The following is a 26,318-nucleotide window of genomic DNA, read 5'->3' on the forward strand; positions in this document are numbered from 1 at the left end:
TCTACGCTCTTAGCGCTCTACAGCCTCAACGCTTTAAAGCTTCAAAGCCCAAAAAGCCTCACCCAGCCAACTTCCCATAAACACTGAAACCGGTAAGCCACAGTCCCAGCATGCTGCCGATATTGGTCAGCATGAAAGTCAGTACGATGCGGGTAACGCGATTCCGGTACCAGCCTTTCAGGCTCTGCGCATCATCACGCAGTTGCAGGAAATCCTGATACGTCGGCTTGCGCAGGCGCGTTTCAACCAGCGCCGAAAACGCACCGGTGGGAATGCTCAAGCGGAAGGGCTTGAACGGCGCAACCACGATCGCGGTCAGAATGCTCAACGGATGGCTGGCAGCAAGCAGTGCACCCAAGCCAGCCAGGCCGCCGGTGAACATCGCCCAGGTCAGCAGCATGTCGGCACCCATGCCCATGCCGCCCTTCCAGAAACCAAACCCGATACCACCCAGCACGATGGCCAGGATGCCCAGCGTGATCCACGGGATGTTGCGCTTCTTCGGCACCGACTCCAGCTGCTCGCGCAGCGGTCCGGGTGCTTCGATATCGGTTTCCAGGTAACGGGCCAACCCTGCAAGGTGACCCGCGCCAACAACTGCCAGCACATTGCGTTGCTCGCTGTTGTGTTCCTCGCGCAGACGCGTGGCCATGTGGCGGTCGCGCTCGCCGATGATGGCCTGGTACAGCGCCGGGCTTTCGTTGGCGAACTCGCCGAAGCTCGATTCCAGCATGTCGCCTTGCTTGAGCTTCTCGATTTCTTCTTCGCCCACATCCTCGGACGAGAACAGGCCGGCACCCAGACCCATCACCAGCTTCAGCTTGCCAAAGAAGCCCAGGCTCAGCGAAGCGCGGCGGAAGGTGAGGCCGACATCGCGGTCGATCAGGTGCACGGGCAGGTTGTTGGCCTTGGCCAGTTCCACCGCGCGCTTCAGTTCGGCACCGGGTTCGATCCCCAACTGCTCGGCGAGACGGCGTTGGTAAGCGGCCAGCGCGAGGTTGGCGGCAAACAGCGCCACGCGGCCCTTGCGGATCACTTCGACCAGATCCAGCTGTGCCAAGGCATTGGGATTGGTCAGCGCCTGCAGGCGCTGCGGGTCCAGCTCGACTGCGACTGCGTCGTACTGGCCGCTGGCGATGGCCTGTTCAACCGCTTGTACGCTGGCTGCAGAGACGTGGGCAGTGCCCAGCAAGGTGTAGCGCACGCCGTCACGTTCAACCACGCGCACAGGCTGGCCGGCCAGCAGTTCGCCGCCGGTTTCGATAGAGGAGTCAGTCATTGCTTCATTCATTGGATGGGGCGCTGTCGGCACCGTCGCCGAGTGCGCGTTGCATCTGTACCGTGTCCAGCCAGCGACCGTGCTTGCGGCCAAGGCCGCGGAACACGCCAACCAGCTCAAAGCCGAAACGCTCGTGCAGCTTGATCGACGCGGTATTGGTCGGTTCGCCGATCACCGCGATCATCTGCCGGAAGCCGAGTGCGGTGCATTCGTCGATCAAGGCCTGCATCAAGGCCTTGCCAACACCTTTACCCTGGAAGCGAGCATCGACGTAGACCGAGTTCTCCACGGTCCACTGATAGGCGATGCGGGCGCGGTAGCTGTTGGCGTAGGCGTAACCGGCTACCTCGCCGTCGATGGTGGCGACGAGATAGGGGAAGCCGCGTGCGGTGATGTCCTGCATGCGCTGCGCCATCTCCGCCGCGGCGGGGACTTCGTACTCGTAGGTGTTGACCAGCTCGCGCACCTCCACCGCGTAGATCGCGGTGATGGCCGGGATGTCAGCGGGGGTTGCGGTGCGCAGCTGCAGGGTCATGTCAGGTCCGGTCAGTCGATGTAGCGCTTGAGCAGGTCGCCGTAGGCATCGATGCGGCGATCACGCAGGAACGGCCAGATCCGGCGGACGTGCTCGCTGCGCTGCAGGTCGACGTCGCAGACCAGCAGGGTTGCTTCGGTGCCGGCTTCGGCAATGAACTCGCCCTGCGGGCCCAGCACGTGGCTGTTGCCCCAGAAGTTGATGCCGGACGCGCCCAGTGGCGAGGCTTCGTGGCCGACGCGGTTGCAGCTCAGCACCGGCACGCCGTTGGCAACGGCATGGCCGCGGTGGCTCAGCACCCAGGCATCGCGCTGGCGGTTCTTCTCGTCCTGCACATCGTCCGGGTCCCAGCCGATCGCGGTCGGGTAGAGCAGCAGCTCAGCACCGGCCAGGGCCATCAGGCGGGCGGCTTCCGGATACCACTGGTCCCAGCAGACCAGCACGCCGAGGCGACCCACAGATGTCTCGATCGGCTTGAAACCGATGTCGCCGGGGGTGAAGTAGAACTTCTCGTAGAAGCCCGGGTCGTCGGGAATGTGCATCTTGCGGTACTTGCCCAGCAAGGTGCCGTCTTTTTCGAAGACCACGGCGGTGTTGTGGTACAGGCCAGCGGCGCGGCGCTCGAACAGCGAGCCGACGATGACCACGCCATGCTTCCTGGCCAGTGCGCCGAGGTGTTCGGTGCTGGGGCCGGGGATTGGCTCGGCCAGATCGAACTCGTCCACCGATTCGTGCTGGCAGAAGTACGCGCCGTTGTGCAGTTCCTGCAGCAGCACCAGTTTCGCGCCCTGCGCGGCAGCCTCGGCTACGCGTGCATCAATCACGGCCAGGTTGGCGGCGGCATCACCGTGGTTTCGTTCCTGCACCAGGGCGACGGTAAGAGGGCTGCGCGAGTTCATGCTGCGATCCTGCGGGGGAAAGCACGAATGTTAACGCGGATGTGGGCTGGCAATGCGGTCTGGGCTGAACGGAGAGCGCAGTAGGGCGCGCCCGCGGTAGCTTGTGCTTTTCAGGTAGAGCCGAGCCATGCTCGGCTGAACATGCACGTAGCAGATCCGGATTGCGCGGCCCCGGAGCGAAAGGCAGCCGAGCGTGGCTCGGCTCTACGCTTTGAGCCCCTCTCCCGTTTGCGGGGGGAGAGAGGCCGGTTGCGAACCACTGGTTCGCGGTCGATCGAGCGCCTTTGCGCCAGCGCAAAGGCCGGGGCGCGGAGCGGGGGTTGGGGTGAGGGGGCTTTTCGCTGGTAAAGCCCCTGCCGAGCATGGCTCGGCACTACAGTTGCTGCGCTCAGTTTTTCAGCAGGCCGGCTGGCAGCTGCATGGTGATGCAGTGCAGGCTGCCGTTCTGCCAGATCAGCGAGCGGCAGGGAACCTGCACGATTTCGCGGTCGGGGAAAGCCTGTGCCAGTACGTCACGCGCGACACCATCGGCGGCGTCGCCATAGGCCGGCATCAGTACCGCGCCATTGATGATCAGGAAATTGGCGTACGAGGCTGCCAGACGGCGGCCTTCGTCCAGAACCGGCTCCGCCCAGGGCAGCGGGAACAGGCGGTAAGGCTTGCCGTCGCTGGTGCGCAGTGCGGCCAGTTCGGCGCCCATGGCCTGCAGCTCGGCGTAATGCGAATCCTGTGGGTCGTCGCAGTTCTGGTAAACGATGCTGTCGGCCGAGGCGAAGCGGGCGAGGGTATCGATATGGGCGTCGGTGTCGTCGCCTTCCAGGTAGCCGTGGTCCAGCCACAGCACGCGGTCCTGCTGCATCCAGCTGGCCATGTCGGTGCTGAGTGAATCGCGGTCGCGCTCGGGGTGGCGTTCGTGCAGGCACTTCCAGGTGGTCAGCAGGGTGCCGGCACCGTCGGTGTCGATGGCGCCGCCCTCGAGCGCGAACGGAATGCTGCGGACCTGCGCATTGTTGAACACCTGGGCCTGGTCGAGCACGCCGACCAGTTGGTCATCGAGGCTGGCTTCGAACTTGCCGCCCCAGCCGGTGAAGCGGAAATCCAGCAGCTGGAAGCTGCCGTCGGCGCGCTTGAGGGTGATCGGGCCGGAATCGCGCAACCAGGTGTCATCGTAAGGGGCGGTGACGAACTGCACGCGATCCATGTCCACGCGGTTCGAGCGCAGGCGCATTTCCGCGTAGGTCTCGATGTCGTCATCGGCCACGCAGATCAGCACCGGCTGGTAGCGGGTGATCGCGCTGACCAGGGCGATGTAGGTTTCCTCAACCTCGGCCAGGCGCTCGGCCCAGTCGGTGTCGGCATTCGGCCAGGCGATCAATACGCCGGACTGGGTTTCCCATTCGGCTGGAAAGCGGAGCGTTTCGTTCATTCTTCTCGGATGCGTTCGGCCCGGTCGGGCGTTGGAGCGGCAGGCCAGGGCCTGCCGCCTGGAAAGGGGTCAGCGGATCGGGGGCTTTGGCCCGATTTCATCCGGGCTGGCCTGGCGGGCTACCACGTCGATCACGCGCTGCTTCTCGAAGTACACGGTAAAGGCCGGATAAACCCAGCGGTTGATGGTTGGCCATTGCCGTTTCTGGCCGCCGCGCGGGTCCATGCGCTCGCTCGGTGCGCCGAAGCGGGCTTCCACCTCGGCCATGCTCTGGCCGCGGGCTGGGATGGCCTGGGCCGGCTTCTCCTGTGCGCGCTCGATCAGCAAAGTGTCAGCCTGCGCTGCCGGTGCGGCGGCAAGAACGGCGATCAGGCCCAGAATCTTGAATGCGTGCTTCATGGTCACATCTCCCCAGAGGACAGGTTGGGATTACAGCAAAAATTGACGATGAAAGTGTGGTCCTGCGTCGTTGTTGCTGCATGCACTCAGCAATGCGTCATCGCGGTGCCTGACCCGGTACGCAAAAAGCCGCCCGGAAGGCGGCTTTTTGGCGTTGCCTGACCCTTGAGGATCAAGCCCTGGCTTGCGCCAGTTGGCTCAGCGCTGGCGAGCCTTGAAGCGCGGGTTCGACTTGCAGATCACGAAGATCTTGCCGCGACGGCGCACAACTTTGCAATCACGGTGACGGGTCTTCGCCGACTTCAGGGAGGACAGAACTTTCATGACATACCTCGGCGGATACTGGTAAGGAGATCTTAGGAGCGTGGCCGCGGATATGCAGGGTAACGCCCGTTCAAGCCCGCCATTCTACTGGGTATTTCCGCGCCAGTTCAAGTGCTTGCGTGCAAACGGGTGCGGGCAGGGCGGTGCGGGGCGCTAGAATAGCCTGATTCTCGCTCCAGACAGGCATCCAGATGAGTCAATTGCCCCCCGTTCTCACCATTGATGGCCCGTCCGGGGCTGGCAAGGGTACCGTCAGTCGCATTATTGCCCGCCAGCTGGGCTGGCATTACCTGGACTCCGGTGCGCTGTATCGCGCGGTGGGTGTGGCCGCCAGCTGGGCTGATATAGACACCTCCGATGCCTCGGCGCTGGTGCGCTGCACCTTTGACACCAAGGTCCAGTTCGTCGAGCAGGGCGAGAGCCTGCGGGTACTGGTCAACGGTAGCGATGCCACTGATGAGTTGCGCCTGGAGACGACGGGGGCACTGGCCTCGGCCATTGCCGCCATTCCCGAGGTCCGGGCCGCGCTGAAGGAGCGTCAGCGCGCATTCAGGGTTTTGCCCGGGTTGGTGGCCGATGGTCGAGATATGGGGACCGTCATCTTCCCTGACGCCCCATTCAAGGTTTTCCTGACCGCGAGCGCCGAGGAGCGGGCCGAGCGGCGGCATAAACAGTTGAAAGAAAAAGGGGTTTCGGTTAACTTTGAAGACCTCCTGCGTGAGATCATGGCCCGCGACGCCCGTGATGCACAGCGCGCAGTGGCGCCCCTGAGGCCGGCCGATGACGCCATCCTCATCGACACCAGCGGTATTGGCATCGACGACGTCGTTGCCAAGGTGCTGGGTCTGGTTTCCAAGGAAGCCTGATCCTCGCAGCGTTGAGTGCGGTCAGTTGATCGATCGCAGTCGTAGCAAAGATGTTGCAACAACCCGCTGCGCAATGGTGCGTGGTGGGCTTTTTCATTCACATTCGGCCGCTGTCATGGGGTCGTCCAACAGGCTGGACAGTACGGGTTTTCGCAACAGATCCGCTGTCCATATGTTCAACTGAGTAAATCTAATGACCGAATCATTTGCAGAACTGTTTGAAGCCAGTCAGGCCAATCTGGCCAAGCTGAAGCCCGGTGCCATCGTTATCGGTACCGTCGTTGAAGTCCGCGGCGACGTGGTCGTGATCAACGCCGGCCTGAAGTCCGAAGGCATCGTGCCGATCGAACAGTTCCGTAACGACGCTGGTGAAATCGACGTGGGCGTGGGCGACCAGGTAAAGGTTGCACTGGACTCGATCGAGAACGGCTTCGGCGAAACCGTCCTGTCGCGCGAGAAGGCAAAGCGCGCCATGGTGTGGGACGAGCTGGAAGAAGCGTTGGAAAAGAACGAAACCATCACCGGTCGCATCAGCGGCAAGGTCAAGGGTGGTTTCACCGTGGACATCAAGGATGTCCGCGCATTCCTGCCCGGTTCGCTGGTCGATGTGCGCCCCGTGCGCGACCCGGCCTACCTGGAAGGCAAGGAGCTGGAATTCAAGCTCATCAAGCTGGACCGCAAGCGTAACAACGTGGTCGTGTCGCGTCGTGCAGTTGTCGAGAGCGAGCACTCGGAAGAGCGCGAGCAGCTGATGGACAAGCTGCAGGAAGGCGCAATCCTGAAGGGTGTCGTCAAGAACCTGACCGATTACGGCGCATTCGTGGACCTGGGCGGTATCGACGGCCTGCTGCACATCACCGACATGGCATGGAAGCGCGTGCGCCATCCGTCCGAAGTCGTGAACGTCGGCGACGAGCTGGACGTGCGCGTGCTGAAGTTCGACCGCGAGCGCAACCGCGTTTCGCTGGGCCTGAAGCAGCTGGGCGAGGATCCGTGGGACAACATCGCACGTCGTTACCCGGCCAACAGCCGCGTGTTCGGCAAGGTCTCCAACGTGACCGATTACGGCGCGTTCGTTGAGATCGAGCCGGGCGTGGAAGGCCTGGTGCACGTCTCCGAGATGGATTGGACCAACAAGAACGTCAACCCGTCCAAGGTTGTCCAGGTTGGTGATGAAGTCGAAGTGATGGTGCTGGACGTTGATGAAGAGCGTCGTCGTATCTCGCTGGGCATGAAGCAGGTTGCTGCCAACCCGTGGGAAACCTTCGCTGCCATCTTCAAGAAGGGCGACAAGGTTTCCGGCCAGATCAAGTCGATCACCGATTTCGGTATCTTCATTGGCCTGGACGGCGGCATCGACGGCCTGGTGCACCTGTCGGACATCAGCTGGAACACCACCGGCGAAGACGTGGTTCGCAACTTCAAGAAGGGCGACACCCTGGACGCAGTGGTCCTGGCCGTCGACCCGGAGCGCGAGCGCATCTCGCTGGGCGTCAAGCAGCTTGAGCAGGACCCGTTCGGCCAGTACATGGCTGCCAACCCGAAGGGTTCGAAGGTCGAAGGCGTCGTGAAGGAAGTTGACGCCAAGGGCGCAACCATCGAGCTGGCTGACGGCATCGAAGGCTACGTTTCGGCACGTGACGTCGCCAACGAGCGCGTCGACGACGCGACCCAGTTCCTGAAGGTCGGCGACAAGGTCGAAGCCAAGTTCGTGGGCATGGACCGCAAGGGCCGTACCCTGCAGCTGTCGATCAAGGCCAAGGATGATGCTGAAATGCGCGAAGTGCTGGAGGAATACCAGTCCTCTTCGGCTTCCAGCGGCACCACCCAGCTGGGCGCACTGCTGCGTGCACAGCTGAACGGCAACAAGTCCGAGTAATCGGCTTCCTGTTGTAGATTTGACCTGGCGGCCCGGACATCAGTCCGGGCCGTTTCAGGGTAAGACCCTGCCATTGACGAGTACGCAATGACCAAATCCGAATTGATCGAAATCCTCGCGCGCCACCAGGCGCACCTGAAGGCTGATGATGTCGATCTGGCGGTGAAGTCGTTGCTGGAAATGATGGGTGGGGCGCTGTCCTCCGGCGACCGCATCGAGATCCGCGGTTTCGGTAGTTTTTCCCTGCATTACCGCCCGCCGCGTCTTGGCCGTAACCCGAAGACGGGTGAGTCGGTTGCGCTGCCGGGCAAGCATGTTCCACATTTCAAGCCGGGCAAGGAACTGCGCGAGCGCGTCAGTTCGGTGGTGCCGCTGGAAAGTGACCCTGCCTGAGTGCTTCTGGCTGGGTGCTGCGCAGTAGATTGACTGCTGCCATTTCTTCCGCTGAACGGTAAGCTACGGGCTCTTGTTACAGGAGTAAGCCGGCGCATGAAGACCGTTCGATTAGTGATTCTGCTGGCGGTGTTGATAGGCGGTCTTGTGATCGGCTCGCTCAACTCGCAGCCCATCGAAATCAGCCTCGCGTTCTGGGTGCTCAAAACCACCTCGGGTATCGCAATCATTGCCTCGCTGTTGCTCGGCGCCCTGGTGGGCGGTGGCATGGTGATGGCAGCACTGGTGGTGCCGATGTACACCAAGCTGCGTCGCGCCAATAAAGCGGCCGCCTTGACGGCATCAGAGCCTGTTGCGCCTGCCGCGCAGACGCCTTCTCCTTTTGACGGACGCTAAGCAACGATGGCCTTCATCAGTGAGTGGTTCTGGTTTTTCCTGTGCCTGCCGGTTGCCGCGATCGCCGGCTGGGTGATTGGTCGTCGCAGTGGCCAACGCCACAGCGAGAATCAGGTCACCCGACTTTCCAGTACCTATTTCCGTGGCTTGAACTATCTGCTCAACGAGCAGCCGGACAAGGCCATCGAGTTGTTCCTGCATATTGCCGAGCTGGACAAGGAAACCTTCGAAACCCAGGTTGCGCTTGGGCATCTGTTCCGCCGCCGTGGCGAAGTGGACCGGGCGATCCGTCTGCACCAAGGCCTGGTCAATCGCAATGACCTGAGTGACACGCAGCGCGTGCAGGCCTTGCTGGCGCTCGGCGAGGACTATATGAAGTCCGGCCTGCTGGATCGCGCCGAAACCGTATTCACCGAGTTGGCGAAGCTCGACCAGCGTGCCCCGCAAGCCTTGAAGCACCTGATCGGGATCTATCAGGCCGAGCGCGATTGGGAAAAGGCCATCGAGAACGCAACGCGCTATGAAGCGGTCACCGACGAGCCGATGGGCAAGCTGATCGGGCAGTTCGAATGCGAACTCGCCGAGCGCTATCGCGCGGCAGGGCGGTTGGACGATGCGCGTGCGGCGATCAACCGGGCCAATGTCGCCGATGCGATGAGCGTGCGCGCAGGCATCATCGAAGGCCGTCTGGAAAGTGATTTCGGCAATGATGAAGCGGCCGTGCGCGCGTTTGAACGGGCCGCACGCAATGATCCGGACTACCTGCCCGAAATCCTGCCGCAGCTGCTGAAGAACTACCGCAATGTCGGTGACCTTGCCGGCGCACGTGCATTCCTCGCTGAAATGACCGAGCACTACCGCGGCATCGCGCCGGTGTTGGCACTCACCCGTTTGATGGAAGAACAGGAAGGGCCGGCGCCTGCACGCGCCTACCTGGGGCGCCAGCTCAAGGATCGGCCGTCGGTACGCGGCGAGTCCGCCCTGATCGATCTGACCCTCGCCGAAGGCGCTGATCCGGTCGCCACCTTGCAGGACCTGAAGCACATCACCGATCAGTTGCTGGTTCGCAATCCGGCCTATCGTTGCACGCGTTGCGGCTTTGGTGCGCGGACGCACCACTGGCAATGTCCCAGCTGCAAGGAATGGGGTACGGTCAAGCCACTGTTGAACTTCGCGGTGCTCTGAGTGCTGGAACAGCATTACTGGTTGGTGCTGCTGGTATTGGTTACTGCAGCAGCAGTGACCTGGCTGGCGATCCGCTATGCGCGCTGGCGGCAGTTGATCGACCAGCCTGGCGAGCGCCGCAGCCATATCGTGTCGACCCCGCGTGGTGGGGGTGTCGGCATTGTAGTCTCGCAGTTGCTGGCCTGCGTGCTGGGTGCTGTGTGGTTACCAGGCCAAGCGCTCGTGCTGCTGGTATTCGCGGTTGGCCTGTTGATGGTGGCGGGAATCGGCTGGTGGGACGATCATCGCTCGCTGCCCGCCTTGCCTCGGCTGTGCGTTCACCTCGTGGCCGGGCTGATGCTTGCGGTATTGGTATGGCTTGGCACCGGGAGCGTGGTGAAAGCGGCGTTCTGTTTTGGGTTGGCCGTGTCGTTGGTGAACATCTGGAACTTCATGGATGGCATCAATGGCTTGGCTACCACCCAGGCCATCCTGGTGGGGCTGGGCGCGGCATGGTTGCTGCCGGCGCCCTATGCGCTTGCCGGCTGGGTGCTGGCAGCGGGCTGTGCAGGGTTCTTGCCGTTCAATTTTCCCCGGGCTCGGATTTTCATGGGGGACGTTGGTAGCGGCGCGCTTGGCTATCTGGTGGCGGGTCTGCTGGCACTTGGTCTGAGTGTCACCGACAGCGCGCCAGTGCTATGGCTGATGCTGCCCGCAGTGTTTCTGGTCGATTCGGGTTTCACGCTGCTTTCACGGATGCTCAAGGGCGAACCGTGGATGCAGCCGCATACCCAGCATCTTTATCAACGCTTTGTGAAGCGTGAATACAGTCACGCGGCTGTGACGCTGGGGTATTCGCTCTTCAGCGTTGTGGGGCTTACACTTGCAGCGCAGTTTTCAAGGCTTCCCCTAGATTGGGGGTGGGCAGGGGGCGTCACCTGGCTGGTTGCTGCGGCAATGGCGTGGGTGTTCCTGCGTGCTAAGGCACTTACTTAAGGACAGTGTTTTATATGGCGTCTTGGTTCGAGCGCTTTGTAGGCGGTGGTCCGCGCTACGCGGTGATGCTGCACGACCTGGTCATGGTTTGGTTGTGTTGGCAGTTGCTGCTGATGGCGCGCTTTGCATTGCTGGATGCAGGTCCCGTGCATCCGTGGTTTTCGCTCGATGTTGCGGCGGTCATTGCGATCCAGGCGGTCGCATTCTGGAAGGTGGGGCTGTACCGGGGGCTGTGGCGATTTGCGTCGGTCGCCGATCTGATCAACATCTTCAAGGCCAGTTTCATCGGGCTGTTGGCGATAGTCATGGTGTTTTCCTATCGCCGCCTGGATGGCATTCCCATTTCTGTGTTGATGGTCTATCCGTTCGCGTTGTCCGCGATGCTGGGTGGGCCTCGTCTGCTTTACCGTGCATGGAAGGACTACCAGGCGCAGCATTCCGATGCGCGCGCACGGCGCGTGCTGGTGCTCGGGGCGGGCCAGGCAGCCGAATCACTGATCAAGGACCTACGCCGTTCTGGTGTCTATGAGCCGGTAGGCCTGCTGGATGACTCTCCCCATCTGCAAGGGGCTTGGCTGCATGGCGCGGCGATTCTCGGTACCTTGGACGAGGTCGCGGTAGTTGCCAGGGAGACCAGTGCCAAGCTGCTGGTGATCGCCATTCCAACGCTTGATGCAGCTGGCATGCAGCGTGTGGTCGGGCTTTGTGAAAGCACTGGTTTGCCGTTCCGCACGGTTCCGCGCTTGACCGATATTCTCGAAGGCAGCTCGTTGCCGGGTCAGCTCAAAGAAGTCGCCATTGAAGACCTGCTGGGGCGCAAGCCCATCCTGCCGGACTGGGAGCTGCTGCGCAGCTGGTTGCGCGGACGTACTGTCCTGGTCACCGGCGGTGGTGGCTCCATTGGTTCGGAGCTTTGTCGCCAATGTGCGCGGCACGGTGTGTCGCGCATCGTGGTCTTGGAAATCAGTGAACTGCTGATGATCAACATCCAGGCCGAATTGAACCGGAGCTTTCCCGATCTCGAGGTGCATGGCGTCCTGGGCGATTGCGGTGATCCTGCCGTCATCCGTCACGCGCTGCGCACCTACAACCCGGACACCGTGTTCCATGCTGCGGCGTACAAGCAGGTGCCTCTGCTGGAGGCGCAGCTGCGCGAGGCGGTGCGTAACAACACCTTGTCGACCGAGTGTGTCGCAACTGCCTGTATTGAGTCGCGGGTTGAGAACTTCGTCTTCATTTCCACCGACAAGGCGGTTGATCCGGCAAATGCACTGGGTGCAACCAAGCGCTACGCAGAGATGATCTGCCAGAGCTTGAATCGGCGCAGCGCACATACCCGCTTCGTCACGGTGCGCTTTGGCAACGTGTTGGGTTCGGTGGGAAGCGTGGTGCCGATGTTCCGCGAACAGATCCGCAAGGGTGGTCCGATCAGCGTCACGCATCCTGATGTAACGCGCTATTTCATGACGATTCCCGAGGCTTGCCTGCTGATTCTGCAGGCAGCGGCATCGTCTTCACGCGGTGCGATCTACATGTTGGACATGGGCGAGCCTGTCCTCATCCGTCACCTTGCCGAACAGATGATCCGGTTGGCGGGCAAGCAGCCGGGGGTTGATATTCCAATCATCTACACCGGTTTGCGTCCAGGTGAGAAGCTGCACGAGAGATTGTTCTACGCAGACGAGAACTGCCAACCGACGGTGCACCCGAAGGTAATGGCCGCCGGGGTGCGTGAGTTCTCTCCCGAGCTGGTCTTGAACAACGTGACGGCCCTCAGGAAAGCTGTTGCGGCCTATGACATCGAGGGGATGCGCACTATCCTTGCGACAACCATTCCCGAATTCATGTCGGCCGAAGACGCGGCGAGACAGGCGGGTACAGCCAACATCGTTCCGTTTCCCACCACCAAAGAAGCTGGAAGAAGTCATTGATGCACGGTCGAATCAAAAAAGCAGTGTTTCCCGTCGCCGGGCTTGGAACACGGTTCCTGCCGGCCACAAAAACTGTGCCGAAGGAAATGCTGCCGATCATTGATCGGCCGTTGATCCAGTACGCCGTTGATGAGGCGATCGAGGCCGGTTGCGATACGTTGATCTTCATCACCAACCGCTACAAACATGCGGTCGCTGACTACTTCGACAAGGCCTACGAACTGGAGCAGAAGCTGGAGCGCGCTGGCAAGCTGGAGCAGCTGGAGCTGATCCGTCACGTGCTGCCCAAGGGCGTGCGTGCTGTTTTCGTGACCCAGACCGAGGCGCTTGGGCTGGGACACGCGGTGCTTTGTGCCAAGGCGATTGTCGGCGACGAGCCGTTTGCGGTACTGCTGCCCGACGATCTGATCTGGAACCGCGGCGAAGGCGCTCTCAAGCAGATGGCTGACCTGAGCGAGGCCAGTGGTGGCAGTGTCATTGCGGTGGAGGATGTGCCGCATGACAAGACTGGTAGCTATGGCATCGTTGCAACCGACAAGTTTGATGGTCGCAAGGGGCATATCACCCAGATCGTTGAAAAACCGAAGCCGGAAGATGCGCCGAGTGATCTGGCGGTGGTTGGTCGCTATGTACTTAGTCCGAAGATCTTCGAGTTGCTGGAGGCCACCGGCACCGGCGCAGGTGGTGAGATCCAGTTGACCGATGCGATTGCGCAGTTGCTCAAGGCCGAGCAGGTAGATGCGTATCGCTTTGAAGGTACGCGTTTTGACTGCGGCACCCATCTGGGTCTGATCGAAGCGACCGTGCGCTTCGCATTGGAGAACGAAAAGCTGGCAGGGCCGGCTCGGGCAGCGATGCAGAAGATGCTGGCGGAGTAAGCGCCGGGAGTATTCTGCAGGCTGACGTCATCTGTCAGCCGGATGCAGTGGAGAAGCAGCCGCAAGGCTGCTTTTCTGTTTCTGGCGCCGGGTGGCTCCTCGCGATGAACCGTGCAAAAAGAAGGCGGCCTTCAGGCCGCCTTCTTCGATCAACAGCGCAGCAGATCGCTTACAGCGATTCGAAAATACCTGCCGCGCCCATGCCGGTGCCAATGCACATGGTGACCATGCCGTACTTCTGCTGGCGACGGCGCAGGCCGTGCAGCAGGGTCGCGGTACGGATCGCGCCGGTGGCGCCCAGCGGGTGGCCCAGGGCGATGGCGCCGCCCAGCGGGTTGATCTTGGACGGGTCCAGCCCGCAATCACGGATGACCGCCAGCGACTGCGCGGCAAAAGCTTCATTGAGTTCGATCCAGTCCAGCTGGTCCTGGCTCAGGCCGGCCTGCTTCAATGCCTTCGGGATCGCTGCGATCGGGCCGATGCCCATCACTTCCGGGCGCACGCCGGCGACCGAGAAGCTGACGAAGCGGGCCAGCGGGGTCAGGCCGTAGTCCTTGATCGCCTGCTCGGAGGCCAGCAGCACCGCACCGGCGCCGTCGCTCATCTGCGAGGAGTTGCCTGCCGTGACGGAGCCGCCGAACTGACCATTGCGGAATACCGGGCGCAGCTTGGCCAGGCCTTCTGCGGACGAATCCATACGCGGACCTTCGTCGGTATCGGCCAGCTTGTTGCGGGTGATGATGCGCTTGCCATCAGCCACGTCAGGCAGGTGCGAAACGATGTCGTAGGGGCTGATCTCGTCCTTGAACTCGCCGTTCTGGATCGCGGCGATGGCCTTCTGGTGCGAGGCCAGGGCGAACGCATCCTGTTCTTCGCGCGAGACCTTCCATTCCTCGGCGACCTTCTCGGCGGTGATGCCCATGCCGTAGGCAATGGCGACGTGGTCGTTGTCGAACACGCTCGGTGCCATCGCGATCTTGTTGCCCATCATCGGCACCATCGACATCGACTCGGTGCCGCCGGCCAGCATCAGGTCGCTGTTGCCCAGACGGATCTGGTCGGCAGCCATCGCCACGGCCTGCAGGCCGGACGAGCAGAAACGGTTGACCGTCTGCGCGGCGATGGTGTTCGGCAGGCCGGCCAGCAGCACGCCGATGCGCGCCACGTTCATGCCTTGCTCGGCTTCGGGCATGGCGCAGCCGATGATAGCGTCATCGATGCGGTTGACGTCCACGCCCGGGGCCTGTGCGACCACGGAACGGAGCACGTGGGCGAGCATGTCGTCCGGACGGGTGTTGCGGAACATGCCCTTGGGCGCCTTGCCAACCGGGGTGCGGGTGGCGGCGACGATGTAGGCGTCCTGGATTTGCTTGGTCATTGCAGTGATCTCTTCAATAGGTGTGAGCGTGAGGGCGGGCGAGGGCAGCGCTGGCAGCGCCGCCCCGAAGCACGCTCACTCAGTTCCGCAGCGGCTTGCCGGTGGTCAGCATGTGCGCGATACGGGCCTGGGTCTTTTCCTGCTGGGCCAGTTCGACGAAGTGCTTGCGCTCCAGGGTCAGTAGCCACTCTTCGTCGACCACGCTGTTGCGGTCGACCTTGCCGCCGCACAACACGGTGGCGATGCGCTCGGCGATCTCGTAGTCGTAGGGGCTGATGAAGCGGCCTTCCAGCATGTTGACCAGCATCATCTTGAAGGTGGCGATGCCGACGTCACCGGCCACGCGGATGCGGCGTGCCGGCATCGGCGGACGGTAGCCGCCTTCGACCAGCGCGGTGACTTCGGCCTTGGCGATGTGCAGCAGCTCGAAGCTGTTGAACACGACCTTGTCGGTGCCGCGCATCAGGCCCAGCTCCTTGGCGTTGACCGCCGAGTTGGAGACCTTGGCCATGGCGACGGTTTCGAAGGTCTTCTTCAGCTCGGCGAACACGTCGCCGTCCGGACCGGCCGCCTGCGAGGCACGCACGGCGATTTCCTTCAGGCCACCACCGGCCGGCAGCAAGCCGACGCCGGCTTCCACCAGACCGATGTAGCTCTCCAGCGCCGCAACCGACTTGGCCGCGTGCATCTGGAATTCGCAGCCGCCGCCCAGCGCCAGGCCGCGCACCGCGGTGACAACCGGCACGGTGGCGTACTTGATGCGCTGGCTGGTGCGCTGGAAGTTGGCGACCATCGCCTCGAACTCGGCGAATTTGCCGGCCTTCAACGCGCCCAGTGCGCCGGACAGATCGGCACCGGCGGAGAAGGGCTCCTTGTTCTGCCAGATCACCACGCCCTTGAACTGCTTCTCGGACAAGGCAATCGCGTGCTGGATGCCGTCCAGGACCTGGTCGGAGACGGTGTTCATCTTGGTCTTGAAGCTGATGACGCCGATGCCATCGCCGTCGGTCCACAGACGGATGCCGTCGTTCTCGAACACGGTTTCGCCCTGCGCGAACTTCTCGCCCAGCAATGCGTCCGGGAAGCGCTGGCGCTGGTACACCGGCAGCGACGAACGCGGCACCAGTGCATTCTGCGACGGGCTGTAGCTGCCTTCTGCAGCATGCACGCCGTCACGGCCGTCCAGCACCCAGGCCGGCAACGGGGCATTGCTCATGCTCTTGCCAGCCGCGATGTCGTCGGCGATCCACTGCGCCACCTGCTTCCAACCGGCAGCCTGCCAGGTCTCGAACGGGCCCAAGGACCAGCCGTAGCCCCAGCGGATGGCCAGGTCGACGTCGCGCGCGGTTTCGGCGATGTCGGCCAGGTGGTAGGCGCTGTAGTGGAACAGGTCGCGGAACGTCGCCCACAGGAACTGTGCGTGCGGGTGCTGGCTTTCGCGCAGCTTGGCGAACTTTTCGGCCGGGTTCTTGATCTTCAGGATCTCGACCACTTCCGGTGCGGCGACGCGGTCGGCCGGACGGTAGTCCTGCTTCTCAAGGTCGACGACCATGATGTCCTTGCCGACCTTGCGGAAGATGCCGGCGCCGGTCTTCTGGCCCAATGCACCCTTGCCGATCAGCGCGCCCAGCCATGCCGGCGCGTTGAAGTACTTGTGCCACGGGTCGTCGGGCAGGGTGTCACCCATGGTCTTGATGACGTGGGCCATGGTGTCCAGGCCGACCACGTCGGAGGTGCGATATGTAGCCGACTTCGGGCGGCCGACCAGTGGCCCGGTCAGGCCGTCCACTTCGTCAAAGCCCAGGCCGAACTGCTGGGTGTGGTGGATGGTCGACAGGATCGAGAACACGCCGATGCGGTTGCCGATGAAGTTCGGGGTGTCCTTGGCATAGACCACGCCCTTGCCCAGGTTGGTGGTCAGGAAGGTTTCCAGGCCTTCCAGCACCGACTTGTCGGTGGTCTTGGCCGGGATCAGCTCGGCCAGGTGCATGTAGCGCGGCGGGTTGAAGAAATGCACGCCGCTGAAGCGGTGGCGCAGTTCTTCCGGCAACACGTCGGCCAGCTTGTTGATGCCCAGGCCCGAGGTATTGGAGGCCAGTACCGCGTGTTCGTTCACGAACGGCGCGATCTTCTTGTACAGGTCCTGCTTCCAGTCCATCCGTTCAGCGATGGCTTCGATGATCAGGTCGCAGTCGCGCAGCTGCTCCAGGCCGGAGTCGTAATTGGCCGGGGTGATGGCTTCGGCCAGCGCCTTGCTGGCCAGCGGGGCCGGGCTCAGCTTGCCGAGGTTGGCAATGGCCTTGAGCACGATGCCGTCGGCAGGACCTTCCTTGGCGGCCAGGTCGAACAGCACGGTGTCGACGCCGGCATTGGTCAGGTGGGCGGCGATCTGCGCACCCATGACGCCTGCGCCAAGTACGGCGGCGCGGCGGACAAGCAGGGAATTGGACATATCGATAAACCTTTGGTCTGCGATGACGGTTGGATCAGGGAACGGCGGGGGAGGTCGGATTACGCACGCTGGCGCGGAACCCGGCTTCGGCGAAATGGATCAATTCCTGCGCGGCCTTGCTGCGGTGCTCGGCCTCGCTGATGTTGTGCGGACGCTTGATCAGTCCGAAATCGGCCATGGCATAGGTCAGCGAACCGGCCAGGAAGTCCAGGCGCCAGTACAGCTCTTCCTTGCTCAGGCCCGGGATGCAGGCGTCGATGGCCTTGCCGAACTCGCGCAGCACATGGCCGTAGTGGTCGGACAGGAACTTGCGCAGGTTGTCGTTCTTCTCCGCATAGGCGCGGGCGATGACGCGGACGAAGGCGCCGCCGCTTTGGCGGTCCTGGGCCAGCGCCAGGGCGGGCTCGACGAAGGCGGCCAGTACCGCGCGCAGGTCGCCTGGCTGGCTGCTGCGTGCCAGCTGCAGCTGGCCCAGGCGGGCGGCGGTCATCTCGTCCATGCGACGGCGAAACACTTCATTGACCAGGTTGTCCTTGGACCCGAAGTGGTAGTTGACCGCAGCAATGTTTACATCGGCGTGACTGGTCACCTGGCGCAGGGAGGTGCCGGCAAAGCCGTATTGGGCGAACAGTTCCTCGGCCGCGCCGAGGATGCGGTCCTTGGTGGAGAAGCTGGCGGGTTTGCCCATGGCTGGCTCAATCAATCAAACGATTGTTTGGATCCTACGCCCGGCCGGTCGCCTGGGTCATGCTGCGGCGCAGCATCATTCATCTGCCGCTGTGCAAACGCCGGGGTCACCCGGTAGAATTAGCCACCGCAATTCAGGCTAAGCCCGCGTCCGCACGCGGGTTTTTTCATGTACCCTCGGGCCGACCGGCCCACTACCGGAGAATTCCCATGGCGCTCGAGCGCACTCTTTCCATCATCAAGCCCGACGCCGTTGCCAAGAACGTGATCGGTGAAATCTACGCCCGCTTCGAAAAGGCCGGCCTGAAGGTTGTCGCTGCAAAGTACAAGCAGCTGTCGCGCCGTGAAGCCGAAGGCTTCTACGCCGTGCACCGCGAGCGTCCGTTCTTCAACGCGCTGGTCGAGTTCATGATCTCCGGCCCGGTGATGATCCAGGCCCTGGAAGGCGAGAACGCCGTCCTGGCCCACCGCGACCTGCTGGGCGCCACCAATCCGAAGGACGCAGCGCCGGGCACCATCCGCGCTGATTTCGCTGATTCGATCGACGCCAACGCCGCCCACGGTTCGGATTCGGTCGAGAACGCAGCCAACGAAGTGGCTTACTTCTTTGCTGCCACCGAAGTGGTTTCGCGTTAATCAGAGGTTGAAGTCGTGAACGAGGTCGTACAGACACCCGCCATCCAGCCGTTGCCGAAAACGGCAGCCACCGCTGGCAAGCAGAACCTGCTCGACCTTGATCGCGCGGGCCTGGAAAAGTTCTTCGTCGAAACCCTCGGCGAGCAGAAGTTCCGTGCCCATCAGGTGATGAAGTGGATCCACCATCGCTACGTCACCGATTTCGACCAGATGACCGACCTCGGCAAGTCGCTGCGCGCCAAGCTGCAGCAGCATGCCGAGGTCGTCGTCCCGAACATCGTGTTCGACAAACCCTCGAACGACGGCACCCACAAGTGGCTGCTGGCGATGGGCGTGGATGGCAAGAACGCCATCGAAACCGTCTACATCCCCGACAAGACCCGCGGCACGCTGTGCGTGTCTTCGCAGGTCGGCTGCGGTTTGAACTGCACCTTCTGTTCGACTGCTACCCAGGGTTTCAACCGCAACCTGACCACCGCCGAGATCATCGGCCAGGTGTGGGTTGCCGCGCGCCACCTGGGCAACGTGCCGCACCAGATGCGCCGTCTCACCAACGTGGTGATGATGGGCATGGGCGAGCCGTTGATGAATTTCGACAACGTCATCCGCGCGATGAGCATCATGCGCGATGACCTGGGCTATGGTCTGGCCAACAAGCGCGTGACTTTGTCCACCTCGGGCCTGGTGCCGCAGATCGATCGCCTGTCGGTCGAGAGCGATGTGTCGCTGGCGGTGTCGCTGCATGCGCCGAACGACGAGCTGCGTGAGACGCTGGTGCCGCTCAACAAGAAATACCCGATTGCCGAGTTGATGGCGTCCTGTGCGCGCTACCTGCGCGGCAACAAGAAGCGTGACTCGGTGACCTTCGAATACACGCTGATGAAGGGCATCAACGATCAGCCTGAGCACGCCCGCCAGCTGGCACGGCTGATGCGCCAGTTCGACAACGCGGTGCAGGCCAAGGATTCGGGCAAGGTCAACTTGATTCCGTTCAACCCGTTCCCGGGCACGCGCTATGAGCGCTCGGACGAGGAGCAGATCCGCGCCTTCCAGAAGATCCTGCTCGACTCGCAGGTGTTGACGATGGTGCGCCGCACCCGTGGTGACGACATCGATGCCGCCTGCGGCCAGCTCAAGGGCCAGGTGATGGATCGTACCCGTCGTCAGGCCGAGTTCAATCGTCTGCTGCAGGAACAGGAAGGCGGGGATGCGGTCGCCTGATCGCTGGTTGTTGCTGTTGGTTCTGCTTGCGCTCACAGCGGCGTGCGGGCGGGGTAATCTCAAAATCACCGGTACCCAGTCGGTGGCGCCCGACTACAGCATCAAGCAGGACAAGAGCGCGAACAAGCGTGCGCGTTACCAGGAATTCCTGAGGTTGTCCGGCGACCGTTTTGGTCGTGGCCAGTTGGATGAAGCGCTGCAGTTCGCGCGCTCGGCGCAGAAGCTGGAGCCCGGAATGCCTGATGCCTACACCATGCAGGCGGTGATCGAGGGGCAGAAAGGCAACGCCGAGGCGGCAGGTGCGCTGTACCGCAAGGCAGCCGAGCTCGCCCCGCAGCAGGGTGATGTACTCAATAATTACGGCGCTTGGCTGTGTGGCACTGGCCACCAGGCAGAGGCCTTGGTCTGGTTTGACCGGGCCCTGGCTGACCCGGACTACCAGGAGCGCGCCGATGCCTTGGCCAACGCAGGCGGCTGCGCACTGGAGACCGGGCAGCTTGAGCGGGCCGAAGATAGTCTTCGCCAGGCGCTGGCGTTGGCTCCGGACAATGCCTATGCGCTGGAGGCTATGGCCCGCAATGAAGTCCTGCACGGCCGCTATTTTGAGGCCAGGGCCTTCTACCAGCGGCGTTTGGCGGCTGCGCCGGCCACGGTTTCCGTGTTACAACTTGCCATTCAGATTGAAGAGCGACTCGGCGACAGGACGGCTGCCGGTCGGTTCCAGCAGCGGTTGCGCGAAGAGTTTCCTTCGCCAGTAACCTCGAATCCCCAAGGCTGATGCATTGTGATCAATGATCCGGGTGTAAATGCTTTAGATGGTGTAGTGGGTTGTGGTGAGCAGCTTCGCAGAGCGCGAGAGGCCGCCGGTTTGTCGTTGGACCAGGTTGCTGCCCAGTTGCGCATGCCGCAGCAGGTGGTTGCCGCGCTGGAGGCCGAGCAATGGTCGCGTCTGGGTGCATCGGTATTCGTCCGCGGTCAGCTGCGCAGTTACGCGCGCCTGTTGAAGGTTGATCTGGGGGGCTTGCTGGAACAGGCGCGGATCGCGCCGGTCGAGCCGCCCAAGCTGGTCAGCCATACGCATACCCCGCGGCTGAAGCGTGCGGCCGAGAACATTGGGCGCCGTGCGGTGTACGTGGTGATCACGGCGGTGCTGGCGGTCCCGGTCTGGTACGTGATCAGTGGCAATTCCAATAGCGCCCCGCCCAGCACGGCTTCGCTGGACGTGGTGCCGGCTCCAGCGACCGCTGGGCAGTCGGTCGCGCCTGTTCAGGCGCCGGCAGCAGCGCCAGTCGCGGATGCTGGTCCTTACATTGCCTCGATGGCCCCCATGGCGCGTACGGCGGCTTCCGCTCCGTCGGCACTGACCCTGAATTTCAAGGGCGACAGCTGGGTGGAGATCTCCGCTCCGGATGGCACAACCGTCGAAAAAGCCCTGATACGCGCCGGTGAGAGCCGCAGCTTCACCGCAGGTCAGGTGGGGCGCATGGTGCTTGGCAATGCAGCCGAGGTCGAGGTTCAGCAGGCGACGGGTAACGTCGACCTGGCGCCGTACAAGCGCGGCAATGTGGCCCGCTTTACGGTATCCTCTGAAGGCTCCGTGGCGCCGGTTTCGCACTGAAACCAGGCGTCGAACAAAACAACAAGGCTCCCCGCCAGGGTGAGCGAGAGTACGCATGGCGATTGACGACCTGCTCGACGAGCACGAACAAAGCGAACGTGTCCGCACGTGGCTGCGCAAGAATGGCGCCGGGATTATCGGCGGAGTAGTTCTCGGCATTGGTGCTATTGCCGGTTGGCAGTGGTGGCAGAAAGAGCAGGTCGGCAAGCTTGCCGACGCCAACGTCCGTTACGAAGCCGTCTCTCGCAGCCTGCAGTCCAAGAATCTGGACGAGGCGGCCAAGGAGGTTGCGGCGCTGGGTGGTAGCAAGGCCAGCATCTATGCTGACCTGGCATCGCTGGAACTGGCCAAGGCCCAGGTCGAAGCGGGCAAGTACGATGACGCGATCAAGACCTTGCGTGCGCTCAATACCGAGGGTGAGTTCAAGGCCTTGATCGACCAGCGCATTGCGCGCCTGTTGATTGAAACCGGCAAGCCGCAGGACGCAGCGGCCCTGCTGGGCAAGGCTGACGACAGCGCGGGTCTGGAGATCCGTGCCGACGCCCTGATGGCGCAGAACAAGCGTGATGAAGCGCGCGAGCTGTACACCCAAGCGCTGGCCAAGCTGGACGTGGCTGCACCGCAGCGCCGCTTGCTCGAAACCAAATTGATGGACGCCGGCGGCACCGTGGCTGATCCTGCAGCGGAGAAGAATTGATGAAGTTCAAGCAAGTTGCAGGCGTTGCCTTGATGGCAGTGGCGTTGACCGGTTGTTCGACGGTCAAGGGTTGGTTCGCGGGCAAGGACGCAGAGGCCAAGAAGGCGCTGGAGCCTGCTGAGCTGACCAAGTTCGAGGCCAGCGTCAAGGTCGACAAGATCTGGTCGGCGAACGTCGGCAAGGGCGAGGGCCGTATCGGCCTGCGCCAGGCGCCGATCGTGGCTGACGGTCGCGTATACGCGGCGGCAGTGCAGGGGGGCGTGCACGCGCTCGACCTGCAGACCGGCAAGCAAGTCTGGGAATACAGCCCGGCCAAGGAAAAGAAGAAGCCCAAGCTGCGTCTTTCCGGTGGCCCGGGTGTTGGTGACGGCCTGGTTGTGATCGGCACGCTGGACGGGCATGTGATTGCGCTGGACGCAGCCAATGGCAGCGAAAAGTGGAAGTCCAAGGTTCCAGGCGAGGTGATTGCGGCGCCGGCCGTCGCGCAGGGCCTGGTGTTCGTGCGCAGCAATGACGGCCGCACCACCGCGCTGGACGCTGCTACCGGCGAACAGCGCTGGTTCAACTCGCAGGAATTGCCGTCCTTGACCGTGCGTGGCAACGCGCCGGTGGTAACCGGCCCGGGCGTGCTGTTCATCGGCAACGATGACGGTACCGTCGCCGCGCTGGCGATGCAGGATGGTCGCCCGTTGTGGGAACAGATGGTGGGTACGCCGGAAGGCCGTACCGAGCTGGAACGCATGGCTGACATCGATGGTGCGCCGGTGCTGGAAGGCAATACGCTGTTTGTGACCAGCTTCAAGAACGAAACCATGGCCATTGAAGGCCCGACCGGTCGCCCGATGTGGTCGCGTGACCACGGCGGTGGCGGTGGTGTTGCGGTGTCCTCGGGCAATGTCGTGGTCACCGATGGCAAGGGTGTGGTGTACGGGCTGGACAAGACCTCCGGCTCGGCAATGTGGTCACAGCAGGCGCTGGCGCGCCGCTCGCTGACTGGTGCCGCCATCCAGGGTGACTATGCCGTGGTGGGGGACTACAAGGGATATCTGCATTGGCTGCGGTTGAGCGATGGCGAACTGGCAGCGCGTGAGAAGAGCGGTGGTGATGCTCTGCTGGCGCAACCGGTCGTCGCTGACGGCATCCTGCTGGTGCAGAACGTTGATGGAAAGCTGACCGCATTCCGGTTGGCCCAATAAGGAGTCATAGCGATGCTGCCTTTGGTCGCCCTGGTTGGACGACCGAACGTCGGTAAGTCCACCATTTTCAATCTGTTGACCCGTACGCGCGATGCGCTGGTGCACGACCAGCCGGGTGTTACCCGCGATCGCAACTACGGTGTTTGCCGTCTAGATGAGGACAATCCCTTCCTGATCGTCGATACCGGTGGTATCGCCGGTGAAGAGGAAGGGCTGGCTGGCGCCACTGCGCGCCAAGCCCGTGCCGCCGCCGGTGAGGCGGATCTGATCGTATTTGTTGTTGACGCGCGTGATGGCACGTCGGCCTTGGATGACGAGATCCTGTCTTGGCTGCGCAAGCTTGCGCGGCCTACCTTGCTGTTGATCAACAAGATCGACGGTACGGACGAACATGCCGTTCGTTCGGAGTTCTCCCGTTACGGCTTCAGCGAGATGCTGACTGTCTCTGCCGCGCACCGGCAGGGCATCGATGATCTGGTTGAAGAGGTTGTTGGTCGCCTGCCGGAAGAAGGCACGGCCGAGACCCTGGACAACGATCCGAACCGCATCCGCATCGCCTTCGTTGGCCGCCCCAATGTGGGCAAGTCGACGTTGGTGAACCGCATCCTCGGTGAGGAGCGGATGATTGCCTCGGAAGTGCCTGGCACCACCCGTGATTCGATCGCAGTGGATCTGGAACGCGACGATCAGCTGTACCGCTTGATCGACACCGCCGGCCTGCGTCGCAAGTCGCGCGTGGACGAAGTGGTGGAAAAGTTCAGCGTGGTCAAGACGCTGCGCTCGATCGAGCAATGCCAGGTGGCGGTGCTGATGCTGGACGCCCATGAGGGCGTGACCGATCAGGACGCCAGCGTGCTGGGTGCGGTGCTGGATGCCGGCCGTGCCCTGGTCATTGCGATCAACAAGTGGGACGGCTTGAGCGAGTACGACAAGCAGCAGGCCGAGACCCTGTTGTCGCTGAAGCTGGGCTTCGTGCCGTGGGCCGAGAACGTGCGGATTTCCGCGCTGCATGGTTCGGGCCTGCGCGAGTTGTTCAAGGCGATTCACCGTGCGCATGCCTCGGCGACGCACGAATTCAGCACGGCCGAGGTCAACAAGGCGCTGGAAATCGCCTATGAGGCCAACCCGCCGCCGAGCATCCGTGGTCACGTCTCCAAGCTGCGTTATGTGCATCCGGGTGGCAGCAATCCGCCGACCTTCATCGTGCACGGTACGCGCCTGAAGGAACTGCCGGAGTCGTATAAGCGCTATCTGGAGAACTTCTTCCGCAAGCGCTTCAAGCTGGTGGGTACGCCGGTGACCTTCCTGTTCCGTGAGGGTGCCAACCCGTACGAAGGCAAGAAGAATGTGCTGACGGATCGCCAGGTCAAGGCCAAGCGGCGTCTGATGAAGCACGTCAAGGGCCGGAAGTGATTCAGGCCCGGAACGCGGTTCAAGCGTACTGAGTGGTGTAGACGAAAGCGGCCGAAAGGCCGCTTTTGTTTTTGATGCATTGAGTGGGAGTGCGTTCGGTACGGGCGAGGTTCCCAATAGATGATTTCGTCATTCCCGCGTAGGCGGGAATCGCTCTGGCCTTGGAGTTTGCTTTGGCCCTTGATCTGGCCCTGACCGCGGTCGTGGCTATGGCTCCTCACTGGTAGTGACTCGTCATTCCCGCGTATGCGGGAATCGCTCCTGCTCTTGCCTTTGAAGTGGCGTGGAGGCAGTTGGGACGGTAAGGGCCAGGGAGGGGGGCAAGGTGCTCAAGCAAGGGCTTAAGCAAGATCCCAAGCAAGAGCGATTCCCGCCTGCGCGGGAATGACGAGCTAAAAAGCCCAAAGCCAAAAAGCCAAAAGCCAAAAAGCCAAAAAGCCCAAAAGCCCAAAAGCCGATTTCTCTCTTTTTTCCCGTTTGGCCGATAATCCAGCCATGAGCATCCGCGAACTGCCCCCCGAACAGGCCCGTGTCCGCCACGCAGATGGTGCATTGCTGATCGACGTGCGCGAGGCGCACGAGCGGGCAGGTGGCATGGCCGAAGGTGCCATCGGCGTCGCTAAGGCGGCGCTGCTGGCCAGCCCTGCGTTGCACCTGCCAGCCCCTGAGCGCGAGATCCTGCTGATCTGCCAAAGCGGCAAGCGCTCGGCCGATGCCGCGCAGGCGCTGCAGGACGCCGGCTACAGCAATCTGTCTTCGGTACGTGGCGGCACTGTCGCCTGGCGGACAGCAGGTCTGCCCTTGGTTCAACCGATGCTGGATGCCGGTGAGCGCGACTTCTACGACCGTTACTCGCGGCACCTGCTGTTGCCGCAGGTGGGCGAAAGTGGCCAGCGCCGCTTGCAGCAATCCAGTGTGCTGGTGCTTGGCGCAGGTGGCTTGGGTGCGCCGGCTGCGTTCTACCTGGCTGCAGCGGGGGTTGGCAGGCTGCGGATTGTCGATGACGACGTGGTCGAGCGCAGCAACCTGCAGCGGCAGATCATCCATACCGAAGCCGCCCTAGGCACGGCCAAGGTGGACTCCGCGCGGCAGCGGCTGTTGGCGCTGAACCCGCATATCGAGGTGGAGGCGATCACTGAGCGCGTCACCTCGGCCAACATCGATGCCCTGTTGCAGGACGTGGATGTGGTGCTGGATGGCTCGGACAACTTCCCGCTGCGCTACCTGCTCAACGATGCCTGCATCAAGCACGCCAAGCCCTTGGTCTACGCCGCCATCGAACGCTTCGATGGGCAGGTCAGTGTGTTCGACGCGGGCCGCCAGCGCGGTGTCGCACCGTGCTACCGCTGCCTGTTCCCGGAGCCGCCACCGCCTGAATTCGCCCCCAACTGTTCCGAGGCCGGCGTGCTGGGCGTGTTGCCGGGGCTGGCGGGGGTGATGCAGGCAACCGAGGTGTTGAAGATGCTGCTGGATATCGGTGAACCGTTGACCGGGCGTCTGCTGCGTTTCGATGCCCTGCAGATGCGCTTCCGCGAAACCCGCGTGCATGCCGACCCGGCCTGTCCGTTGTGTGCCCCTGGCGTGCCATTCCCCGGATATATCGACTACGCAGCGTTCTGTTCGCATTCGCCATGAGGTGAAATGCCGTAGGCGCT

The 26,318-nt window shown here is 62.6% G+C and carries 25 protein-coding genes; 16 read left to right on the forward strand and 9 right to left on the reverse strand.

The window, feature by feature from the left end; translation table 11 throughout:
* Positions 1-58 precede the first annotated feature (58 nt).
* The 6 genes from AC13FW_RS03595 to ykgO all read right to left on the reverse strand — a co-directional run bounded on the left by AC13FW_RS03595 (position 59) and on the right by ykgO (position 4,862).
* Positions 59-1,291, reverse strand: coding sequence for a TraB/GumN family protein (locus tag AC13FW_RS03595; protein WP_482988204.1), 1,233 nt, complete (start codon positions 1,289-1,291; stop codon positions 59-61).
* Complete coding sequence (locus AC13FW_RS03600; protein WP_482988205.1) at positions 1,284-1,814, reverse strand: GNAT family N-acetyltransferase; 531 nt, start codon at positions 1,812-1,814, stop codon at positions 1,284-1,286. The genes AC13FW_RS03595 and AC13FW_RS03600 overlap by 8 nt, the downstream gene beginning before the upstream one ends.
* 11 nt (positions 1,815-1,825) lie before the next feature.
* Positions 1,826-2,713 (reverse strand): carbon-nitrogen hydrolase, encoded by an 888-nt coding sequence (locus AC13FW_RS03605; RefSeq protein ID WP_482988206.1) that lies wholly within the window; start codon positions 2,711-2,713, stop codon positions 1,826-1,828.
* A gap of 388 nt (positions 2,714-3,101) precedes the next feature.
* On the reverse strand, positions 3,102-4,139 hold the full coding sequence (locus AC13FW_RS03610; RefSeq protein ID WP_482985506.1) for an agmatine deiminase family protein: 1,038 nt from the start codon (positions 4,137-4,139) through the stop codon (positions 3,102-3,104).
* Between the two features lie 69 nt (positions 4,140-4,208).
* Positions 4,209-4,538, reverse strand: coding sequence for a hypothetical protein (locus AC13FW_RS03615; RefSeq protein WP_282267630.1), 330 nt, complete (start codon positions 4,536-4,538; stop codon positions 4,209-4,211).
* 198 nt (positions 4,539-4,736) lie between these two features.
* Entirely contained in the window at positions 4,737-4,862 is a 126-nt protein-coding gene (gene ykgO / locus AC13FW_RS03620; RefSeq protein WP_057628212.1) for a type B 50S ribosomal protein L36, read from the reverse strand.
* A 191-nt stretch (positions 4,863-5,053) separates the two neighbouring features.
* Here ykgO and cmk point away from each other — a divergent pair, with 191 nt between their 5' ends.
* The 8 genes from cmk (at position 5,054) to galU (ending at position 13,365) form a co-directional block, all read left to right on the forward strand.
* Positions 5,054-5,728 carry a (d)CMP kinase gene (gene cmk, locus AC13FW_RS03625; RefSeq protein ID WP_282267632.1) on the forward strand — a complete coding sequence of 225 codons (675 nt, stop codon included), beginning with the start codon at positions 5,054-5,056 and terminating at the stop codon, positions 5,726-5,728.
* Between the two features lie 193 nt (positions 5,729-5,921).
* Positions 5,922-7,607, forward strand: a complete 1,686-nt coding sequence (gene rpsA, locus AC13FW_RS03630) for a 30S ribosomal protein S1 (RefSeq protein WP_282267634.1) — start codon at positions 5,922-5,924, stop codon at positions 7,605-7,607.
* Positions 7,608-7,694: 87 nt separating this feature from the next.
* The gene (locus AC13FW_RS03635; RefSeq protein ID WP_057628209.1) at positions 7,695-8,000 is read left to right on the forward strand and encodes an integration host factor subunit beta; all 306 of its coding nucleotides are present in this window, start codon (positions 7,695-7,697) and stop codon (positions 7,998-8,000) included.
* Between the two features lie 96 nt (positions 8,001-8,096).
* The gene (locus tag AC13FW_RS03640; RefSeq protein ID WP_282267636.1) at positions 8,097-8,396 is read left to right on the forward strand and encodes a lipopolysaccharide assembly protein LapA domain-containing protein; all 300 of its coding nucleotides are present in this window, start codon (positions 8,097-8,099) and stop codon (positions 8,394-8,396) included.
* A gap of 6 nt (positions 8,397-8,402) precedes the next feature.
* On the forward strand, positions 8,403-9,581 hold the full coding sequence (gene lapB / locus AC13FW_RS03645; protein ID WP_482988207.1) for a lipopolysaccharide assembly protein LapB: 1,179 nt from the start codon (positions 8,403-8,405) through the stop codon (positions 9,579-9,581).
* A gap of 3 nt (positions 9,582-9,584) precedes the next feature.
* Positions 9,585-10,556: an MraY family glycosyltransferase gene (locus AC13FW_RS03650; RefSeq protein WP_482988277.1), complete on the forward strand. Its 972-nt coding sequence runs from the start codon at positions 9,585-9,587 to the stop codon at positions 10,554-10,556.
* Between the two features lie 14 nt (positions 10,557-10,570).
* Positions 10,571-12,487: a polysaccharide biosynthesis protein gene (locus AC13FW_RS03655; RefSeq protein ID WP_482988208.1), complete on the forward strand. Its 1,917-nt coding sequence runs from the start codon at positions 10,571-10,573 to the stop codon at positions 12,485-12,487.
* Positions 12,487-13,365, forward strand: a complete 879-nt coding sequence (gene galU, locus AC13FW_RS03660; protein ID WP_482988209.1) for a UTP--glucose-1-phosphate uridylyltransferase GalU — start codon at positions 12,487-12,489, stop codon at positions 13,363-13,365. The genes AC13FW_RS03655 and galU overlap by 1 nt, the downstream gene beginning before the upstream one ends.
* A 169-nt stretch (positions 13,366-13,534) precedes the next feature.
* Here the strand turns inward: galU and AC13FW_RS03665 are convergent, their stop codons facing one another.
* The 3 genes from AC13FW_RS03665 to AC13FW_RS03675 all read right to left on the reverse strand — a co-directional run bounded on the left by AC13FW_RS03665 (position 13,535) and on the right by AC13FW_RS03675 (position 17,883).
* Positions 13,535-14,743: an acetyl-CoA C-acyltransferase gene (locus tag AC13FW_RS03665; protein ID WP_482988210.1), complete on the reverse strand. Its 1,209-nt coding sequence runs from the start codon at positions 14,741-14,743 to the stop codon at positions 13,535-13,537.
* 79 nt (positions 14,744-14,822) lie between these two features.
* The gene (locus AC13FW_RS03670) at positions 14,823-17,195 is read right to left on the reverse strand and encodes a 3-hydroxyacyl-CoA dehydrogenase/enoyl-CoA hydratase family protein (protein ID WP_482988211.1); all 2,373 of its coding nucleotides are present in this window, start codon (positions 17,193-17,195) and stop codon (positions 14,823-14,825) included.
* Between the two features lie 34 nt (positions 17,196-17,229).
* Positions 17,230-17,883, reverse strand: a complete 654-nt coding sequence (locus tag AC13FW_RS03675; RefSeq protein WP_482988212.1) for a TetR/AcrR family transcriptional regulator — start codon at positions 17,881-17,883, stop codon at positions 17,230-17,232.
* 209 nt (positions 17,884-18,092) lie between these two features.
* On the opposite strand from AC13FW_RS03675, the gene ndk reads away from it, so the two are divergent.
* The 8 genes from ndk (at position 18,093) to moeB (ending at position 26,298) form a co-directional block, all read left to right on the forward strand.
* Positions 18,093-18,518, forward strand: a complete 426-nt coding sequence (gene ndk, locus AC13FW_RS03680; RefSeq protein ID WP_057628193.1) for a nucleoside-diphosphate kinase — start codon at positions 18,093-18,095, stop codon at positions 18,516-18,518.
* Positions 18,519-18,533: 15 nt separating this feature from the next.
* Positions 18,534-19,739, forward strand: coding sequence for a dual-specificity RNA methyltransferase RlmN (gene rlmN / locus AC13FW_RS03685; protein WP_282267646.1), 1,206 nt, complete (start codon positions 18,534-18,536; stop codon positions 19,737-19,739).
* 10 nt (positions 19,740-19,749) lie between these two features.
* Complete coding sequence (gene pilW / locus AC13FW_RS03690; protein WP_482988278.1) at positions 19,750-20,517, forward strand: type IV pilus biogenesis/stability protein PilW; 768 nt, start codon at positions 19,750-19,752, stop codon at positions 20,515-20,517.
* A gap of 6 nt (positions 20,518-20,523) precedes the next feature.
* The gene (locus tag AC13FW_RS03695; RefSeq protein WP_482988213.1) at positions 20,524-21,357 is read left to right on the forward strand and encodes a helix-turn-helix domain-containing protein; all 834 of its coding nucleotides are present in this window, start codon (positions 20,524-20,526) and stop codon (positions 21,355-21,357) included.
* A gap of 55 nt (positions 21,358-21,412) precedes the next feature.
* The gene (locus AC13FW_RS03700) at positions 21,413-22,054 is read left to right on the forward strand and encodes a YfgM family protein (protein WP_296252874.1); all 642 of its coding nucleotides are present in this window, start codon (positions 21,413-21,415) and stop codon (positions 22,052-22,054) included.
* The gene (gene bamB, locus AC13FW_RS03705) at positions 22,054-23,250 is read left to right on the forward strand and encodes an outer membrane protein assembly factor BamB (RefSeq protein WP_482988214.1); all 1,197 of its coding nucleotides are present in this window, start codon (positions 22,054-22,056) and stop codon (positions 23,248-23,250) included. Before AC13FW_RS03700 ends, bamB begins: the two co-directional genes overlap by 1 nt.
* Positions 23,251-23,262: 12 nt before the next feature.
* Complete coding sequence (gene der, locus AC13FW_RS03710) at positions 23,263-24,663, forward strand: ribosome biogenesis GTPase Der (protein ID WP_482988215.1); 1,401 nt, start codon at positions 23,263-23,265, stop codon at positions 24,661-24,663.
* A 477-nt stretch (positions 24,664-25,140) separates the two neighbouring features.
* Entirely contained in the window at positions 25,141-26,298 is a 1,158-nt protein-coding gene (gene moeB, locus AC13FW_RS03715; protein ID WP_482988216.1) for a molybdopterin-synthase adenylyltransferase MoeB, read from the forward strand.
* Positions 26,299-26,318: the final 20 nt, after the last annotated feature.

It is taken from the genome of Stenotrophomonas sp. 21LCFQ19 (assembly GCF_056861425.1).